This is a genomic window from Cryobacterium psychrotolerans (assembly GCF_900101115.1).
In the GTDB taxonomy this organism is placed as follows: domain Bacteria; phylum Actinomycetota; class Actinomycetes; order Actinomycetales; family Microbacteriaceae; genus Cryobacterium; species Cryobacterium psychrotolerans.
Map to the genome: position 1 here is coordinate 66,834 of NZ_FNFU01000007.1, position 16,924 is coordinate 83,757.

The following is a 16,924-nucleotide window of genomic DNA, read 5'->3' on the forward strand; positions in this document are numbered from 1 at the left end:
CAGCCTAACCGGAGGGCGTGGACTGCCCCGGGGATGTCCCCGTTCGAGTTCGGGGTCATCTGCGAGGTCTTCGGAATCGACCGGAGCGAGCACGGCGGCCCGGTCTTCGATTTCCACGTCACCGCCGCGGAGCCGGGCCCGATCCGCACCAAGCTCGGCTTCGACATCCTGGTACACGAGGATCTCTCCGCGGCCGCAGACGCCGACCTGATCGCGATCCCCGCCTACGAGGCCGGCGCCCCGATCCACCCGGAGATCCTGCGGGTCGTGCGGGATGCGGAGGCACGCGGCGCCTGGGTGCTCAGCGTCTGCAGCGGGGCGTTCGTGCTCGCCGAGGCGGGCATCCTGAACGGGCGACGCAGCACAACGCACTGGATGTATGCGGCGGACCTCGCCCGGGCCTACCCGGAGACCGACGTGGACCCCGATGTGCTGTTCGTCGAGAACTGCCGGGTCGTGACCGGGGCAGGCACCGCCGCCGGGATCGACGCCGCGCTGCACATAGTGCGCAAGGAACTCGGCGCGGCCGCGGCGAACATCATCGCGCGCCGCATGGTCGTCGCTCCCCAGCGCGACGGCGGGCAGTCGCAATTCATCGCGTCGCCCGTGGTGGAGAGCCGGAGCGATTCCTTCGCCGTCGTCACCGAGTGGATGATGCAGAACCTCGACCGGGAACTCACGGTGGAGCAGCTCGCGCGGAAGTCATTGATGTCGCCCCGCACCTTTGCGCGCCGCTTCCGCGCGGACCTCGGCACGACGCCGACCGCCTGGCTCAACCGCCAGCGGCTGCTCCGGGCCCAGCAACTGCTCGAGGAGACCGAGTGGAGCCTGGAGGCCATCGCCGGCGACACCGGCTTCGGCGCGGCGGCCGTCATGCGCCACCACTTCCTCGAGGTGCTGCAGACGACCCCGACGGCCTACCGCCGCACCTTCGGCAGCCGCCGCGCCGGCTGACGCGTGCGCTCCAGCCCCGTGCCGAGAGTTGAATTGCGGACAACGCACCTTCGTTCGGCCGGGGAAGGTACTTTGTCCGCATCTCAGCGACGTCCGGCCAGGGACTAGGGCGTGTTGGTGGTGGCGAGGAAGACCTCGCCGGCGCCGGCGAAGGTGATGGTGCCCTCGTCGGGGGTGACAAAGACCGCGTCGCCGCGCTTGACGCGTGCGGATGACGCGGCGCCGGCCACGAGGAACCCGCCCGCCGTGCAGATGGCGATCGCCGGCCCGGCCAGGGTGACCTGCCGCATGGGCACATCGCCCGGGCCGGCGGCATCCGCGTCAACCCGCACGAGCCGGAAGTCCGGCACGTCGGGACGGTACACGGACACCCCGGGGCCATCGGCGGACGGGGGCAGATACGGCACCGGGAGCGGGGTGAAGTCGAGCACGTCGAGCAGCTCGTCGATGTCGATGTGCTTGGGAGTCAGCCCCCCGCGGAGCACGTTGTCCGAGGCGGCCATCACCTCGACCCCGAGTCCGGAGAGATAGGCGTGGATGTTGCCGGCCGGCAGGTAGAGCACCTCGCCTCGGCGCAGGGTCACGTGGTTGAGCAGCAGGGAGAGCACGATGCCCGGGTCGCCGGGGTAGGCCTCGGCCAGGTCCCGCACGGTGGCGAGTTCCGCCGCGAAGCCGATCACGGCCCCGCCCTCGGCCAGGTACGCGGCCTGCCGGGCCAGTGCGACCACGCGCTCGACGAGCCAGGCGACCTCGCCGGTGTCGCCGCCGCGCCCGTCGCGCAGCAACCAGTCGACGACGTCGTGGAGCGCGTCCGGCCCGAGGAGCCGGCTCTCGAACGCGTCGAGCGCTCCCGCCTGCGGCTCGTCGCTCGCGGCGTCCAGGGCTCGGAGCTCCGCCAGGATCCGCCGGATTTCGCCCAGGTCGCGGAATCCGCAGAGCGCATCGAAGGTCTCGCTGAGCGCGTAGATGAGTTCGGGCTTGTGGAACGGGTCGCGGTAGTTCCGGCCGGCCGCGTCGACCGGGATGCCGGCCTCGTTCTCCAGGGCGAACCCGGCGCGGGCTTGCTCAGGCGAGGGGTGCGCCTGCAGGGAGAGGGGGCTGCCGGCCGCCAGGATCTTCATCAGGAACGGCAGCCGTGGCGGTGCGGAGGAACCCGCCAGCCGGGCGCCGAGCGCCCGCTCCGGTGACGCGGCTATCCACTCGGCCAGGTTCGTTGCCCCGCCCGCGACGCCCGGGTCGACAATGGTCGACGGCGAGCCGGCGTGCGCGCCGAGCCACAACTCTGCCTCCGGCTTGCCGGAGCGCTCACGCCCGAGCAGGGTCGCAATGGCGGTCGGTGAACCCCATGCGTAATCCCGCGGTGTGTTGGAAATGCCCACAAACATGGCTGGCTCCTGCCTGGCTCCGTCGACCCAAACTAGCAAGCATGCCGCGGCGAGGCCGCATCCGCCTGAGCCGGCGCCACTACCCTTAGTCACATGCCCCCCGTCCGCAGCCGTTTCGTCGTCCGCACCTTTGCGACGTTCGTGCTGTTCACGCTTGTCGCCGGACAGTTCTGGCGCAACCTGCTCGACTGGTGGGGGTGGGGCGCGATCGCGCTGGTGCTCCTCGTCGGCAGCATCGTCGGCCTGGTCAGGCTGAGGCCCGACTGGATGTGGCGCGCCTTCCCGAAATCCCTGGTCGCCTTCCTCGGGCTCGCGACCCTCTCGCTGGCCTGGTCCTTCTATCCCGGAGCGAGCGCGATCGGCATCGCCCTGCAGTGGGCGACCACGCTGCCCGCGGTCTTCCTGGCGCTGGCGCTGACCTGGGCCGAACTCCTGCGCGCGTTCTCGGTCGCCCTGCGCTGGGTGCTGGGCCTCTCCCTGCTTTTCGAGCTCTGGGTCGGAATATTCGTGCGCCACGCGGTGCTGCCGTTCTGGGTCGACTACGGCACCGACACGGTGCCGCAGGCGTTCTACTGGTCCCGCGGCCTGCTGCTTCAGGGCGGACCGATCGAAGGCATCGTGGCCAGCCGAAACCTGCTCGGCTTCCTCGCCCTCCTCGCCGTCATCGTCTTCGCGGTGCAGCTGGCCGCCGGCACGGTGCGGCGCGGCTGGGGGATCGCCTGGCTGTCCCTCGCCGTGCTGATGCTCGTACTCACCCGTTCGGCGACCGTCACCCTGGCCGCCGCCGCGGTGGGTCTGACCCTGGTGTTCGCCCTGTGGGCGCGCCGGGCGGGCGCCGACGGACGCCGGCCGGTCTACCTGACGGCCGGGGCATCCGTTCTCGCCGCCGCGGGGGCCCTGATCGCGTTCACCCCGCAGCTTCTCGGCCTGTTCGGCAAGAGCTCCGACCTGACCGGCCGATTCGACATCTGGGCGAGCGTGACCGGGCTGGCCGCCCAGCGCCCGGTGCAGGGCTGGGGCTGGGTGAGCTACTGGGCGCCGTGGGTGGAGCCCTTCGACGGGCTCGCCGTGCGGAAGGGAGTCGTCTACCTGCAGGCGCACAACGCGTGGCTCGACGTCTGGCTGCAGCTGGGCATCATCGGTCTCATCGTGTTCTCCGCGCTCGTGCTGTCCACGCTCTGGCGGTCCTGGTTCCTCGCGGTCGACCGCCCGCGCCATGGCCTGGCCGACAAGTCCCCCTACACGGCGTCCGCGCTGCTGCCGCTGCTGCTGCTGGCCGCACTGCTGGCCCAGAGCGTGGCCGAGAGCCGGATGCTCGTCGAATTCGGCTGGGTCATCCTCTGCGTGCTTGCCCTGATGACGAAACGTCAGCAGGCCTCCGCCGCACCGATGCCGTAGACGGTAGCGTGGAATCGTCATGATCCCCCGTGCGCACAATTCCGCCGTCCCGTCGGCTCTGGCACGCATCCTCGCTTCGCCCCGGTTCGCGACCTCGCTCACCCACGTGGCACTGGGCGTGGCCTTCTCGATCTCGCTTCTGAAGAGCGTGATGGGCTGGGCGGGGCTCGCCGCCGTGCTGGTCGGCCTCGTGGCCCTGGCCGCGTTCTCGCTCTCCGCCCGCCGCGCGAGCATCGAATGGCACGGGCTGCTGCCGATCTCGATCCTCGTCTTCCTGGGCTGGTCCACCCTCACCCTGGTCTGGAGCGGCTACACCGTGGCCACCCTCACCGGGGTCGGCTACCAACTGACCTTCGCGTTCCTGGCCGTGTACATCGCCCTGGCCCGGGACACCATTCAGATTGTGCGCGCCACCGGCGACGTGCTCCGCGTGCTGCTGGGGGTCTCCCTCGCACTCGAGGTGGTCTCCGGCCTGCTGCTCGACCTGCCGATCGCCTTCCTCGGAATCCAGGGGAACCTGGCCCGGTTGGGGCCGATCCAGGGCATCTTCGGTTCGCGGAACGTGCTCGGGCTGGTCGCGCTCCTCGCGTTCATCACCTTCGCGGTCGAACTTCGGTCGCGGTCGCTGCGCCGGGGCCCGGCGATCGGGTCGCTCGTGCTGGCCGGGCTGTGCATCCTTCTCGCCGGTTCCCCGGTGATCATGCTCGTCGCCCTGTTCGTCGGCGTCGCTGCCCTCGCCCTGTACTGGCTGCGGCGCACGCCTGCCGAAGGACGATGGATGCTGCAGCTCGGCCTCCTGGGCGCGACCGTGATCGCCCTGATCGGCGCGTGGATTGCCCGCGGCCGGCTCATCGAACTGCTCAACGCCGGCAGCGAATTCGAGGTGCGCTACACGCTGTGGCGCGAAATGTGGCGCCTGATCGCCCTGCATCCCCTCGAAGGCTGGGGCTGGGCCGGGTACTGGCCGAACAACGTCACCCCGTACGGCTGGCTCGACTTCGTCACCGGCCGCGACCAGTCATCCGGTCTCAACGCGTTCCTCGACGTCTATTTCCAGGCCGGCCTGGTCGGCTTCCTCGCCTTCGTCGCCCTGGTCGGGCTCGCCTTCGTGCGTTCCTGGCTGCTCGCCTCGAACAAGCGCACCTTCGTGCACGTCTGGCCGGCGCTGACCCTCGTCGCCCTGCTGGTCGCGTCGGCCGCGGAAAGCACCATCCTGGTCGAGTTCGGCTGGCTGCTCCTCGTCGTCTGCGCGATGAAGGCATCGCAGGGCATGAGCTGGCGGAGCGCCCTGGCGCGGCATCCGCGGCGGTTCGAGGACTAGCGTGAATCGTCGTCTGCTGAGGTTCACCGGCGGCTACGGCATCTCGGTCCTGCTGAGCGGTGTGATCAGCATCGCCGTCATCCCGGCCGTGATCATCTTCGCCGGGAAGGACGCCTGGGCGACGATCGCCGTCGCGCAGGCCGTGGCGGGGTTCGCGTTCGTCATCGCCGTGTTCGGCTGGGGTGTCACCGGTCCGACCACGGTGGCCACGCTGGACGACGGGGAGCGCGGGCGCTTCTACCTCGATTCGCTGATGAGCCGCATCTGGCTCTGCGTGCCGATCCTGCCGGTGGCGATCGTGATTGCGATTCCGCTCTCGCGCGGCGACGGGATGCTCGCGGCCGTCACGGTCGCCACCGGCGTGCTGGCCGCCCTCGGCGGCGGCTGGTTCTACGTCGGGGAGTCCAGCCCCATCCGCTTCCTGCTGCTCGACACGCTCCCCCGCAACGTGGGGACGGTTCTCGGCGCGCTGATCCTGATGGCGACCGGGAATCCGCTGTGGTTCGTCGCCTTGCAGGGTCTCGGCGTCGTCGTCGCGACGGTGGTCACCACCCGGGACATCCTGCGTCGGTACCCCGGCTGGACGCTCTTCCTCTCGCCCCGGCCCGCCGTGGGTAACCTGCGCGGGCACTCGGCATCCGTCACGATGTCCGTCACGTCGTCGCTGTACGTGAACGTTCCGGTCATCCTGGTCGGCATTTTCATCCCACAGGCGACCGCCGCCTACGCCCTCGCCGAGCGGATCGTGCGGCTCGCGCTGTACTCGACGCGGCCGATCGTGCAGGTGGCGCAGGGTTACGTCCCCTCCCGCAGCCTGGACGTCCAGGTCTTCCGGGCCCGGAGGGTGCTCTGGATCGCGCTGCTGCTGGGCGGGGTCGGCGCGCTGGGCTACACGCTGCTCGGCCCCTGGGCCGGCTCCATCCTCTCGGGCGGGACCCTGACGATCCCGTTCAGCCTGGCGCTGGCGATGGGGATCAACCTCGGCGCCCTTCTGGCCTCCCAGCTGACCGGATTCGCCTGCATGAACGCCTTCGGGCTGACCAAGGCGCTGGCCGTCAGCACGATTGTCGGCGCGGTCGTGGGAAGCGCGCTGATGATTCCGTTGACGCTCTGGTTCGGGGTCTCCGGGCTCGCGTTCGGGCTCGCCGCCGCGGAAGTGAGCGTCCTGGCCGTGCAACTCGTCGTGCTGCGTCCGTTCCTGCGTGTCCCCCGCGCCTGATCGGGCGGCGGGGCAGGCGCGGGCGGCGCCCGCAGTCGCGGGCAGGAGGCATCCCGGCGCCGGACGGTAGGGTCGTAGGTGGACGTGACGTCCGGCGCAGCTGAACGGAGTACGAACGATTGACTGACTGGACAACGATTCAGAACGTGGTTTTCCCGCTGGAGAACGACCCGGATGTGCTGTCGCTGTATCTTGACGCCGACACCTGGGCCCGATTCGGCGACACCGAGACCCGGGTGAGCGACAACGCGCACATCGATGACCTGATCTCGAGGGAGAGCATCCGGATCGGCGCCACCGCGCGCGTCTCCTTCGCCAGCTACTTCAACGCGTTCCCCGCGTCTTACTGGCAGCACTGGACCACGGTGCGCTCGATCCGCCTGAACCTGCAGACGGAGGGCGCCGGGACGCTGATGATCTACCGCTCGACCGCGCACGGCATCGCCCAGCGCGTCGAGTCGCACGCCCTGGCCGGAACGATGAGCACCAGCGTCGACCTCCCCGTCGTCACCTTCGGCGACGGCGGCTGGTACTGGTTCGACATCGTCGCCGGGACCGAGCCTCTCGTGCTCCGCGGCGGCAGCTGGGCCACCCCCGACGAGCCCGCCCGGACGGGCAAGGTCTGCCTCGGGATCACCACCTTCAACAAGCCCGACTACTGCGTCGAAACGCTGGACGCCCTCGCCGGCAGCGGCGCGCTGCTGGGCGAGATCGACCGGGTCTTTCTCGTCGACCAGGGCAACGACAAGGTCAAGGCGCAGGGCGCCTACCCGGCCGTCGCGGCCAGGCTCGGCGACCAGCTCCAGGTCATCGAGCAGCCCAACCTTGGCGGCTCGGGGGGCTTCGCCCGCTCAATGGCGGAAACACTCGACCGACCAGAGAGCGACTTCGTGCTGCTGCTTGACGACGACGTCAAGGTCGAGCCCGAAAGCATCTTCCGCGCGCTGCAATTCGGCCGGTTCAGCCGGCGCCCCGTACTCGTCGGCGGGCACATGTTCGACCTGCTCGACCGCCCGGTGCTGCACGCCTTCGCCGAGACCGTCGACCTCAAGCCGTTCGTCTGGCACTCCGAACCGCACGACAAGGTTCCCCACGACTTCCGGTTCAGCAACCTGCGCCAGACCCGCTGGATGCATGCCCGGATGGACGCGGACTACAACGGCTGGTGGTTCTGCCTCATCCCGACCGAGGCACTCCGGTCCGTCGGCCTGTCCCTCCCCGCCTTCATCAAGTGGGACGACGCGGAGTACTGCCTCCGCGCCGGAGCGGCCGGATTCGCGACCGTCAGCCTGCCCGGCGCCGCGCTCTGGCATGTGTCCTGGCTGGACAAGGACGACTCCATCGACTGGCAGGCGTATTTCCACGCCCGCAACCGGTTCGTGGCCGCGCTGCTGCACTCGCCGTTCAAGGGCGGCGGGGATCTCCTGCGCGACAGCCGCATCTGGGACATCAAGCACCTGCTGTCGATGCAGTACTACCCGGTTGCCCTGCGCCAGCAGGCCCTGCGCGACGTGCTGAGCGGCCCCGCGCACATGCACGCGACGCTGCCGACCAAGCTCGCCGAGCTCCGGGCCCAGGCCGCGGACTTCCGCGAGAAGCGCGTGCTGAAATCGGATGCCGAAACCCCCGTGACCAATGAAGGCAAACGGGTGTACCCGATCCCGGCCGGCACCCAGCAGGCCAGGGGACCTCGCGGACTGGCGCTGATCCTCTTCACCGCGCAGATGGTGGCCCGGCACTGGCTGGTCAAACCGGCCGCGGCCAATGTCGAGCGCCCGCAGGTGGAGCTGTCCAAGCGCGACGGCGTCTGGTTCCGGCTGCCGTATTTCGACAGCGCGCTCGTCTCGACCGCCGACGGCGCCGGGAAGACCTGGTATTCCCGGGACCGCCGCCAGTTCCGGCGGATGCTGCGCGAGAGCTGGCGCCTGCACCGGGAGATCGGTCGCCGCTGGCCCGAACTCGCCCGCCAGTACCGGGACGCGCTGCCCGAGATCACCTCGGTCAAGGAGTGGGACAAGACGCTCGGCCGCTGAGCCGCCCGCTCGCGAGATTCGCCGGCCCGCTCGCCGGCCGCGAGAGTCGCCGATTGTGCCGAGAGTCCCCGCTGCAACGGCGACACTGGGCAGAAACGGCGAGTCTCGGCGCAACCTTCGCCGAGATTGACAGGTGCGGTCGAGCTTGCCCGGCACACCAGGGCAACTCGACCGGAACAGTCAAGGTCGGCGCACAGGCCGGTCCCACCGGCCGCCGCCGCCGCGGTCGCCCGCCGCGAGAGTCGCCGATTGTGCCGAGAGTCCCCGCTGCACCGGCGACTCTCGGCAGAAACGGCGAGCCTCGGCGCTGGGGTGCACGGCTCGCGCCGCGCGGGGGCGGGGGCGGGGGGCGGGGGCGGGGGGCTAGTGCTGGAGGAGCGCGGCGATCACACGGGTGGCGGCGTGGCCGTCGCCGTAGGGCGCGGCATCCGTGGCGGCCGGCCAGGGCCGGGTGACCCCGGCGGCGATCTGCTCGCGCGAGGTTGCCAGCACGTTCCAGCCGAGGTCGATCGTCTCGACCCACTCGGTCTCCGTGCGCACGGTCGTGCACGGCACGCGCAGCAGGAACGCTTCCTTCTGCAGGCCGCCCGAGTCGGTCACCACGCCCGCGCTGGCCATGACGGCCGCAATGAGTTCCGAGTAGCCGAGCGGCTGATGCGGGATGAGCGTGCCCGTGGCCAGGTCGATGCCGAACTCCGCCGCCTTGGCGATCAGGCGCGGGTGGGCGAGCAGCACGACCGGGCGGTCGAGGGAGGACAGGCTGTCGACGATCTCGGCCAGGCGGGCGGGGTCATCCGTGTTGTCGGCCCGGTGGAGCGTCGCGAGGTAGAAGCCGCCGTGCTCGAGGGAGAGGGACTCGAGCAGCTGGGAGGGCCCGCCCGCGGCGGCGTCGCGAACCTGGTAGAGCACGTCGGCCATGACGTCTCCGACGACGATGGAGCGGTCGGCGAGCCCCTCCGCGGTGAGGTGCGCGAGCGCCACCTCGGTGGGCGGGAGCAGCAGGTCGGCGGCGTGGTCGGTGAGCACCCGGTTGTGTTCCTCCGGCATCCGCCGGTTGAAGGAACGCAGCCCGGCCTCCAGGTGCGCGACCTTGTAGTGCAGCTTCACGGCGCTCAGCGCGGCGGCGACGGTGGAGTTCGTGTCCCCGTAGACGAGGACCCAGTCGGGGTTGTGCTCGGTGAGCACGGCGTCGAGGGCACCGAGCATCGCTCCGGTCTGCACGCCGTGGCTGCCGGAGCCGACGCCGAGGTGCACGGTCGGCGCGGGGATGCTGAGTTCCTCGAAGAAGACATCGGAGAGCAGCGGGTCGTAGTGCTGACCGGTGTGCACGATGATGTGCTCCACCCCGGCCTCTGCCGCCGCCCGGGCGATCGGGGCAAGCTTGACGAATTGCGGTCTGGCACCTACGACACTCAGTAACTTCACACGGGCAATCCTAGGCGAGCGTGCCTGAGCGGCGTCTTCAGGCGCCCGTCGAGAGGAAGTGGGCGGCCAGGATGCGCGCGGAATAGCGGCCGTCGTGCACCTCGCCGACGAAGCGGGGACCCGCCTCGGCGACCTGCCGGTAGTGGCCGGGATCGGCCACGACCCGGCGGATGGCCTCGGCCAGTTCGGCGGCGGTCGCCTGGACGATCGGCAGGGCCAGGCCCGTGGCCGCCTCCACCTCCGCGCGCACCTGCTCCGAGACATCCGAGACCACGAGCCGCCCGGATGCCAGCGCCTCGCACGCCGCCACCCCATAGCTGCCGATCCGGAACTGGTCGACCACGATGTCCGCCGAACCGTACAGTTCGGGCATGTCTCCCGAGGGGACGCCCTCGACCCGGCGGTAGTCGATCAGGCCGTCGTCATGCAGCGCCGTCAGAATCGGGTCGACGAGGTCGGTGCCCTTGATGATCGCCTTGCTCGGAATGTGGACGACAACCGGGCGCGGGCCCGTCAGTGCCGGATTGGAGCGCTTCCACCGCTCGAGGTCGACGACGACCGGGAGCCAGAGGCCCTGCGCGACATCGAGCAGGAGGTCGGGAGTGGAGACGAAGACGGGGAGCCCGCACCGGTCGAGCACCCGCCGGTTCTCCCGGGCGCGCCGTTCCAGCTCGGGCGTCTGCGCGAGCAGGCCGTCGCGGTAGGGAGAGAACGGATTCGTCCGGGCGTGGCGGCTGGGCAGCCGGATGTCGGTTCCGTGGCAGACGAAGGCGGCCCGGACCCCGCTCCGTGCCAGGGCCGCCACCTCGCGCTCGACCGAGCCGAGGAAGGTGCCGAACAGCGGGCGCTCGGCCTCGATCAGCACGTGGGTGAAGCCCCGGCTGACCGCCCGGAGCTGGCGCCGCTGCCAGGATCCGGAGTACAGGTACACGTCTTTGTCGACCGGGTAGTCGGCCCGGAAGCCGAACGCGCCGGCGCCCTGGAAGCCCATGCTCACCGCCCCGGCGCCGGGCACATGCCGGGAGACCGCGCGGGCCCACTGGCCGCCCTGGCCGGCGAAATTGGCCGGGGCAACGTACAAGCGGATGTCCGTGTCGGGTGCCTGCGCCGGGCCGGGGATGCGGGCGCCGCCGCCCAGGACGGCCCGGTCGAGCCCCCGGAGCACCCGATCCGGCGCCCGGGACAGGAGACCGTCCGCGACCGCGTTGAGCCGGTCCGGCCAGGAGTGCCGCGAGCGCCAGATGCCCTGCAGCACCCGGCGCACGGCGTTGGTCAGGGGTTTCGGCACACCTTGAAGCTAGCAGCATCGGCAAACCGGAAGACGGTCATTCCCGCTGAGCAAACTAGGATGAGTCGGATGCGCTCACTGCCGCAAGTCCAGCGCTCACTGCCGCAAGTCCAGGGAGGACCGCCCCCGCAATGACCTTGTACACAATTGTCCGAAACCTGCTCAATGCGCTTCCCGCCGGTTCGAAACGCTTCCTCGTGCGGTACACCGGCGCGACGATGGCCCTCTCGGTGCTCGACATCGTCTCCCTCGGCCTCCTCGCCGTCGTGCTCCCCGGGATGATCTCGAACGAGCCCACGACGATCCCGGTGCTCGGCGTCACCATCTCGGAGGTCGGCCAGTACACGGTCATCCTCGCGATCATCGCCGGCGCCATCGTGCTGAAGTCCCTGCTGAACATGCTCGTCGTGCGGATCGGCACTCGGCGCTTCGCGAACCACGAGGTCGCCATCGGCGACAAGCTGTTCGCCGCGTACATGAGCACGCCGTGGGTCGAGCGGCTCCGGATGAACTCGGCCGACATCGTGCGTTCGGTCGACGCCGGGGTCAACACGACCGTCTACGGTGTGCTCATCCCGGCGAGCAGCCTGGCCGGCGAGATCGTGTCCACGGCCGCGGTGCTGCTGGTGCTGACCATCGCCCAGCCGTCGACGGCCGCGCTCACGATCGTCTACCTCGGCCTGATCGCCCTGTTCCTCTCCCGGGTGATCACCCGGAAGGCCGTGCTGCACGGACGGCGCAACCGCGAGTACTCGTTCTACACCTCCCGCCTGATCACCGAAGCGGTCGCGACGCTCAAGGAGATCACGCTCCGCGGCGCCACGGCCGGCATCGGCCAGGCCGTCCACGGCAACCGGCTGGAGGCCTCGCGGTCGCGTGCCACCCTGTCCTTCCTGAGCGTGGTCCCGCGTTACATCCTCGAATCGGCACTGATCGTCGGCTTCATCCTCGTCGGCGGCATGGGCTGGATCACCGGCGGCCAGACCGGCGCGGTCAGCGCGATCGCCCTGTTCGCCGTTGCCGGTTTCCGCATCGTCCCCTCGCTCACCCGGTTCCAGGCGATCCTGTCCCAGATGCACTCGAACGCGTCGTTCGCCGAACTGGTGCTGGACGAGATCGCCAAGGCGGAACAGCGCAAGATCGAGATCACCCCGGACGACACCGCCGTCCTCCCCCCGGCGTCGGAGCGCGACATCACGCTGAACGAGGTGAGCTTCAGCTTCCCCGATGCGGATTCCCCCGCACTGGACCGGGTGAGCATGAACATCCCGGCCGGATCCCATGTCGCCATCGTCGGCGCCTCCGGCGCGGGAAAGTCGACGCTGGTCGACATCCTGCTCGGCCTGTTGATCCCGACGTCGGGCACCATCACGGTCGGTCAGCAGCCGCTCACCTCGGTGCTCAACGCCTGGCGCGCCTCAATCGGCTACGTGCCGCAGGAGGTTGCCCTCTTCGACGCGTCGATCGCCCAGAACGTGGCCCTCAGCTGGGACCCGGCGCACGTCGAGCCCGCGCGCGTGGTGACCGCCCTGGACCGCGCCCAGCTCAGTTCCATGGTCGACGCCAGGGAGGGCGGAGTCGAAGCCCCCATCGGCGAGCGCGGCATGGCCCTCTCCGGCGGCCAGCGGCAGCGGCTCGGCATCGCCAGGGCCCTCTACCCCGACCCCGGCGTGCTGGTCATGGATGAGGCCACCAGCGCCCTCGACACCGCGACCGAGGCCGCCGTCACCCAGGCGATCAAGGCCCTCGTCGGGCACCTCACCGTGATCACCGTCGCCCACCGGCTGGCGACGATCCGGCACGCCGACATCGTCTTCTTCTTCAAGGACGGCCGGCTCGAGGCCAGCGGCACCTTCCAGGAAGTCGTCAACGCCGTTCCCGACTTCGCCGCGCAGGCCGCCCTGGCCGGACTCTCCCCGGAGGCCCAGTCGTGAAGAAGGACCTGACGGTCACCCACCTCTTCGATGCGGCCGACGTCGGCAAGCTGCTCGCGGCGAAGGGCCGCGAGGCGGGTCTCGACTGGCGCTACCGCAACGTGCGCGACCTGAGCCACGATTCGAACCCCGTGCGCAAGTACGCCGGCGCCCTGGCCTGGCATGCGGGCCGGATCATCGACCTGCTCCCCTCCGACCTGATCCACCTGCACTACGGCAGGCGCACCTCGTACCTGCAGCTGTGGCCTCGTCGGCCGTACGTGCTGCACTTCCACGGCACCGACATCCGTCACCATTTCCACCAGCCCTACGCGCACGACGTGATGCTGAGCGCCTCCGCCACCGCGCAGGCCGTGCTCTACTCGACGCCGGACCTCAGGGAACACGCCATCCAGGCGCGCGCGGATGCCGTCTACTTCCCGATCCCGGTTGACGTGCCGGCGCTGCCCGCCTGGCGTCCGGCCGAAACACCGACAATCGTGTTCGCCTCCCGCTGGGACGGCTCCAAGAACGCCGACTTCCAGCTCGACATCGCCCGCGGCCTCGTCGCGCGGGCGGGCGGCGCCGTTCGCGTGCAGGGGCTGGACTGGGGAGACTCCGCCGGCGCCGCGCGCGAGGCCGGGGTGGAAATCATGCCCCGGATGCCCAAGCCCGAGTACCTCCGCTGGCTTGCCGGCGCGCATGTGGTCGCCGGCCAGGCCGCGGGCGTCGTGGCCACCAGCGAACTCGAGGCCATCGGCATCGGGGTGCCCGTCGTCATGCCGCTGCACCCGGCCTACGACACCACCACCCCCGTGATCACGGCGGAAACCTCCGTGGAGCTCGTTACCGCGGCCCTGGCCGCGCTCGAACAACCCCAGGATGCCTCGCGGGCCCTCGGCGGGCCGGCCTGGATGCTGGGCACCCACGACGCTTCGATGCTCGCCGCCCGGCTGGCGGACATGTACCGCGGCCTGCCGCTGTGACCCGATCGGCGGGCGACCAGGTGCAACACGCGAACGGACAGGACAGATGACCAAGCAGGACGCGCCTCACCTTCTCTACGTCGCCTGGGGATACCCTCCCTGCCGCGGCGGAGGGGTCTACCGTGCCCTCGCGACGGCGAACGCCTTCGCGGAGAAGGGCTGGCGGGTCACCGTGCTGACGGCCAACCGCGAGACCTTCACGATGGGCACCGGGATCGACAGCACGCTGGAGGCCCAGATCCACCCGTCGATCACCGTCGTGCGCGTGCCGTTCACCAGCGGCGCCTACCAGACCGACATCCGCACCTGGTCCTTCTGGAGGGCCCACGCCCCGGAGCTGTGGAACGGGTACCGCGCACGCAAGGACATCCGCTCGTTCCCCGAGGGGACCTACGGCGGCTGGCTCACTCCCCTCGAGGAGGCGGCCGTGCGCATCCACCGGGCCAACCCGGTCGGCCTCACCATCGGCACGGCCAACCCGCACGTCGACTTCACCCCCGGCCTCCGGCTGCACAAGGACTTCGGTGTTCCGTACGTCATGGACTACCGCGACGCCTGGCAGCTCGACGTGTTCTCCGGCCGGCGACTGACCCCTCCCGGGAGCCCGCAGGACACCTGGGAGACCGAACTGGTCGAGAGCGCCAGGGAGGTCTGGTTCGTCAACGAACCCATCCGCGCCTGGCACGCGAAGATCTACCCGGCGCACGCCGAAAAAATGCACGTCGTGGCCAACGGGTACGACGCCGACATGGCGAAGTTCTCCGACCAGCCCCGCCCCGGCCGGGAGCAGGGGCTCGTGCTCGGCTACATCGGCACGATTTCCGCCCACGTGCCCATGCGGGAGCTCTTCGACGGCTGGGCCCTGGCCCGGAGCCGGTCCCCGCTGCTGGCCTCCTCCCGGATCGACATCTACGGCTACCTCGACCACTCCGGGATCCCGAACGATCGAATCCTCGCCCTCCTCTCCGAGTTCCGTGAGCAGGGCATCCGGTACCTGGGCCCGGTCGGCAAGTCCGAGATCGCGGACACCTACCATTCCTTCGACGCCCTCCTGCTCGTGCTCGGCACCGGCAAGTACGTGACGAGCGGGAAGGTCTTCGAGTACTGCGCCACCGGCCTTCCGGTCGCGTCCATCCACGACCCGGGCAATGCCGCCACCGAGATCCTTGAGGACTCCGCGGCCTGGATCGCGACACCGGATCTCAGCGCCGAGGCGATCGCGGCCACGCTCATCGCCCTGGCCGAACGCGCCGTGAACCAGACGAGCAGCGAACGCCACGCCGTGCAGGACTGGGCCGCGCAGTACGAACGGTCCAACCAGCTGCTGCCCCGCATCCGGGCCCTCGGCGCCCCGCACGACACCACCGCGTCCGAAAGTGAGGCCCCGCGATGAACCGCGTCGTACTCGTGAGCCCCTCCGGTTCGATCTTCAAGAGCCTGGCCGAACTGGGCCTCGACGACCTGCCCGCCGATGCGCGACCCGAACTCACGGTGCTCTGCTGGGAGGCGGGAGCCGGCGAGGCGCCCAGCATCGCCGTGGGCCATGACGATTCGGGCACCCTCTCCGGGCGGCTCCGCCTTAGCGTGCAGCGCGCCCTGTCCGGGTCGGCGGCCGGCCGCAACCTCTTCCGGCTCACCCCGTGGGACGGCGGCAGCCGCATGTGGCGTGCGGTGCGACGGAGCCCCGCGGCCCGCCAGGCGCTGCGGGAGGCCGGGCTGATCGTCGCCGTCGAACGCGACTCGATCCTCACCGCCTGGAAGAGCGTGCACTCCTCCCTCGCGCGGGACGCGGCCGCCGTGTACGGCCTGCCCTCCGCGCGCACCGTGCTCAAGGATTCCCGCCCGCATGGCTAGCCCGGGCGTGCCGGCACACGCGCAGCAGACCCTGCTGGTGCTGCCCGCTTTCAATGAAGAGGGTTCGGTCGGGGAGGTGCTCCGCGAGATCGCGGAGGTGCTTCCCGGCATCCGCTGCCTCGTCGTCAACGACGGTTCGACCGACGCCACCCGGCAGCGCGCCCTCGACGCGGGCGCGACGGTTCTCGACCTGCCCTTCAACCTGGGCGTCGGAGGCGCGATGCGCGCCGGGTTCAAGTTCGCTGTCGCCCACGGATACCGCAACGTCGTTCAAATCGACGCCGACGGCCAGCACGACCCGCGCAATGTGCTCTCCCTGATCGACAAGCTCGACTCCAACGACATCGTGATCGGCGCGCGTTTCGCGGGCACCGGGGACTACGACGCCCGCGGCCCCCGGCTCTGGGCGATGGTCGTGCTGGCCAGGATCATCAGCCGGATCAGCCGTGTTCCGCTCACCGACGTGACCAGCGGCTTCAAGGCCAACGGCCCGCGCGCCGTCGCGCTGTTCGCCGAGCACTTCCCGGCCGAGTACCTCGGTGACACGCTCGAGGCCCTGGTGATCGCCGCCGGCGCCAAACTGCGGATCAGCCAGGTTCCCGTCTCCATGCGCCCGCGCCAGGCCGGCAATCCCTCGCACCATCCGTTCAAGGCGGCCGTCTACCTGGGGCGAGCGTGCATCGCGCTCCTCTTCGCGTTGATGCGCCCGCATGTGAAGGTCCCGCCGGAGGTCACCACGTGAGCACAGCAACCTACATCCTGGGGATCGTCTCCGCCCTGATCGCCCTGTTCACCGTCGTGGAGCTGCTCCGCCGGCGGCGCCTGCGCGAGCGCCACGCGGTGTGGTGGTTCGTCGCGGCGCTCCTCGCCCTGGTCCTCGGCATCTTCCCGGCCACCCTCACCGCCCTGGCCGACCTGCTCGGGGTCGAGGTGCCGACCAACCTGGTGTTCTTCGTGAGCATCGTGATTCTCTTCCTGGTGAGCCTGCAGCACAGCTCCGAACTGACCGGGCTGGAAGACAAGACCCGGGTGCTGGCAGAAGAGTCCGCGCTGCAAAAGGTAAGGTTGGAGCGGCTCGAAGGCCTCCAGGAACGACCTTCCGGCGATTTTCGCCCCGAGCCGTGACGCTCGGCGCCTCAAAAAAACCA

General features: G+C 70.2%; 14 protein-coding genes. 11 read left to right on the forward strand and 3 right to left on the reverse strand.

The window, feature by feature from the left end:
- Positions 1 to 33 precede the first annotated feature (33 nt).
- Positions 34 to 954 carry a GlxA family transcriptional regulator gene (locus tag BLQ39_RS07955; RefSeq protein ID WP_092323095.1) on the forward strand — a complete coding sequence of 307 codons (921 nt, stop codon included), beginning with the start codon at positions 34 to 36 and terminating at the stop codon, positions 952 to 954.
- A gap of 104 nt (positions 955 to 1,058) precedes the next feature.
- Here the strand turns inward: BLQ39_RS07955 and manA are convergent, their stop codons facing one another.
- Entirely contained in the window at positions 1,059 to 2,339 is a 1,281-nt protein-coding gene (gene manA / locus BLQ39_RS07960) for a mannose-6-phosphate isomerase, class I (protein WP_092323096.1), read from the reverse strand.
- A 93-nt stretch (positions 2,340 to 2,432) separates the two neighbouring features.
- Here manA and BLQ39_RS07965 point away from each other — a divergent pair, with 93 nt between their 5' ends.
- The 4 genes from BLQ39_RS07965 to BLQ39_RS07980 all read left to right on the forward strand — a co-directional run bounded on the left by BLQ39_RS07965 (position 2,433) and on the right by BLQ39_RS07980 (position 8,310).
- The gene (locus BLQ39_RS07965; RefSeq protein ID WP_092323098.1) at positions 2,433 to 3,737 is read left to right on the forward strand and encodes an O-antigen ligase family protein; all 1,305 of its coding nucleotides are present in this window, start codon (positions 2,433 to 2,435) and stop codon (positions 3,735 to 3,737) included.
- 19 nt (positions 3,738 to 3,756) lie between these two features.
- Positions 3,757 to 5,058: an O-antigen ligase family protein gene (locus BLQ39_RS07970; protein ID WP_092323100.1), complete on the forward strand. Its 1,302-nt coding sequence runs from the start codon at positions 3,757 to 3,759 to the stop codon at positions 5,056 to 5,058.
- A 1-nt stretch (position 5,059) separates the two neighbouring features.
- Positions 5,060 to 6,277, forward strand: coding sequence for a lipopolysaccharide biosynthesis protein (locus BLQ39_RS07975; RefSeq protein WP_092323101.1), 1,218 nt, complete (start codon positions 5,060 to 5,062; stop codon positions 6,275 to 6,277).
- A gap of 119 nt (positions 6,278 to 6,396) precedes the next feature.
- Complete coding sequence (locus BLQ39_RS07980) at positions 6,397 to 8,310, forward strand: glycosyltransferase (RefSeq protein ID WP_092323103.1); 1,914 nt, start codon at positions 6,397 to 6,399, stop codon at positions 8,308 to 8,310.
- A 363-nt stretch (positions 8,311 to 8,673) separates the two neighbouring features.
- On the opposite strand, the gene wecB is transcribed toward BLQ39_RS07980, so the two are convergent.
- Entirely contained in the window at positions 8,674 to 9,735 is a 1,062-nt protein-coding gene (wecB, locus tag BLQ39_RS07985; RefSeq protein ID WP_092323105.1) for a non-hydrolyzing UDP-N-acetylglucosamine 2-epimerase, read from the reverse strand.
- 37 nt (positions 9,736 to 9,772) lie between these two features.
- On the reverse strand, positions 9,773 to 11,023 hold the full coding sequence (locus BLQ39_RS07990; RefSeq protein WP_092323106.1) for a glycosyltransferase: 1,251 nt from the start codon (positions 11,021 to 11,023) through the stop codon (positions 9,773 to 9,775).
- Positions 11,024 to 11,154: 131 nt separating this feature from the next.
- Between BLQ39_RS07990 and BLQ39_RS07995 the strand changes: the two genes are divergently transcribed.
- From BLQ39_RS07995 to BLQ39_RS08020, 6 genes are read left to right on the forward strand one after another with little or no spacing between them, the layout of a single operon-like run.
- The gene (locus BLQ39_RS07995) at positions 11,155 to 12,957 is read left to right on the forward strand and encodes an ABC transporter ATP-binding protein (RefSeq protein ID WP_092323108.1); all 1,803 of its coding nucleotides are present in this window, start codon (positions 11,155 to 11,157) and stop codon (positions 12,955 to 12,957) included.
- Complete coding sequence (locus BLQ39_RS08000) at positions 12,954 to 13,922, forward strand: glycosyltransferase family protein (protein WP_092323109.1); 969 nt, start codon at positions 12,954 to 12,956, stop codon at positions 13,920 to 13,922. The genes BLQ39_RS07995 and BLQ39_RS08000 overlap by 4 nt, the downstream gene beginning before the upstream one ends.
- Before the next feature lie 46 nt (positions 13,923 to 13,968).
- Positions 13,969 to 15,315, forward strand: coding sequence for a glycosyltransferase family protein (locus BLQ39_RS08005; protein ID WP_092323111.1), 1,347 nt, complete (start codon positions 13,969 to 13,971; stop codon positions 15,313 to 15,315).
- Positions 15,312 to 15,776, forward strand: a complete 465-nt coding sequence (locus BLQ39_RS08010) for a hypothetical protein (RefSeq protein WP_092323113.1) — start codon at positions 15,312 to 15,314, stop codon at positions 15,774 to 15,776. Before BLQ39_RS08005 ends, BLQ39_RS08010 begins: the two co-directional genes overlap by 4 nt.
- Positions 15,769 to 16,518 carry a glycosyltransferase family 2 protein gene (locus BLQ39_RS08015; RefSeq protein WP_092323114.1) on the forward strand — a complete coding sequence of 250 codons (750 nt, stop codon included), beginning with the start codon at positions 15,769 to 15,771 and terminating at the stop codon, positions 16,516 to 16,518. The genes BLQ39_RS08010 and BLQ39_RS08015 overlap by 8 nt, the downstream gene beginning before the upstream one ends.
- A complete protein-coding gene (locus tag BLQ39_RS08020) occupies positions 16,515 to 16,901 on the forward strand; it encodes a DUF2304 domain-containing protein (RefSeq protein WP_092323116.1) in 387 nt (128 codons plus the stop codon). The genes BLQ39_RS08015 and BLQ39_RS08020 overlap by 4 nt, the downstream gene beginning before the upstream one ends.
- The last annotated feature ends 23 nt before the right edge of the window (positions 16,902 to 16,924 follow it).

What these genes read in the sequence shown, in the direction of transcription:
- BLQ39_RS07955 (WP_092323095.1), top strand. Translation starts at nt 34, where the DNA reads ATGTCCCCGTTCGAGTTCGGGGTCATCTGCGAGGTCTTCGGAATCGAC.
- manA (WP_092323096.1), bottom strand. Translation starts at nt 2,339, where the DNA reads ATGTTTGTGGGCATTTCCAACACACCGCGGGATTACGCATGGGGTTCA.
- BLQ39_RS07965 (WP_092323098.1), top strand. Translation starts at nt 2,433, where the DNA reads ATGCCCCCCGTCCGCAGCCGTTTCGTCGTCCGCACCTTTGCGACGTTC.
- BLQ39_RS07970 (WP_092323100.1), top strand. Translation starts at nt 3,757, where the DNA reads ATGATCCCCCGTGCGCACAATTCCGCCGTCCCGTCGGCTCTGGCACGC.
- BLQ39_RS07995 (WP_092323108.1), top strand. Translation starts at nt 11,155, where the DNA reads ATGACCTTGTACACAATTGTCCGAAACCTGCTCAATGCGCTTCCCGCC.
- BLQ39_RS08005 (WP_092323111.1), top strand. Translation starts at nt 13,969, where the DNA reads ATGACCAAGCAGGACGCGCCTCACCTTCTCTACGTCGCCTGGGGATAC.
- BLQ39_RS08010 (WP_092323113.1), top strand. Translation starts at nt 15,312, where the DNA reads ATGAACCGCGTCGTACTCGTGAGCCCCTCCGGTTCGATCTTCAAGAGC.
- BLQ39_RS08015 (WP_092323114.1), top strand. Translation starts at nt 15,769, where the DNA reads ATGGCTAGCCCGGGCGTGCCGGCACACGCGCAGCAGACCCTGCTGGTG.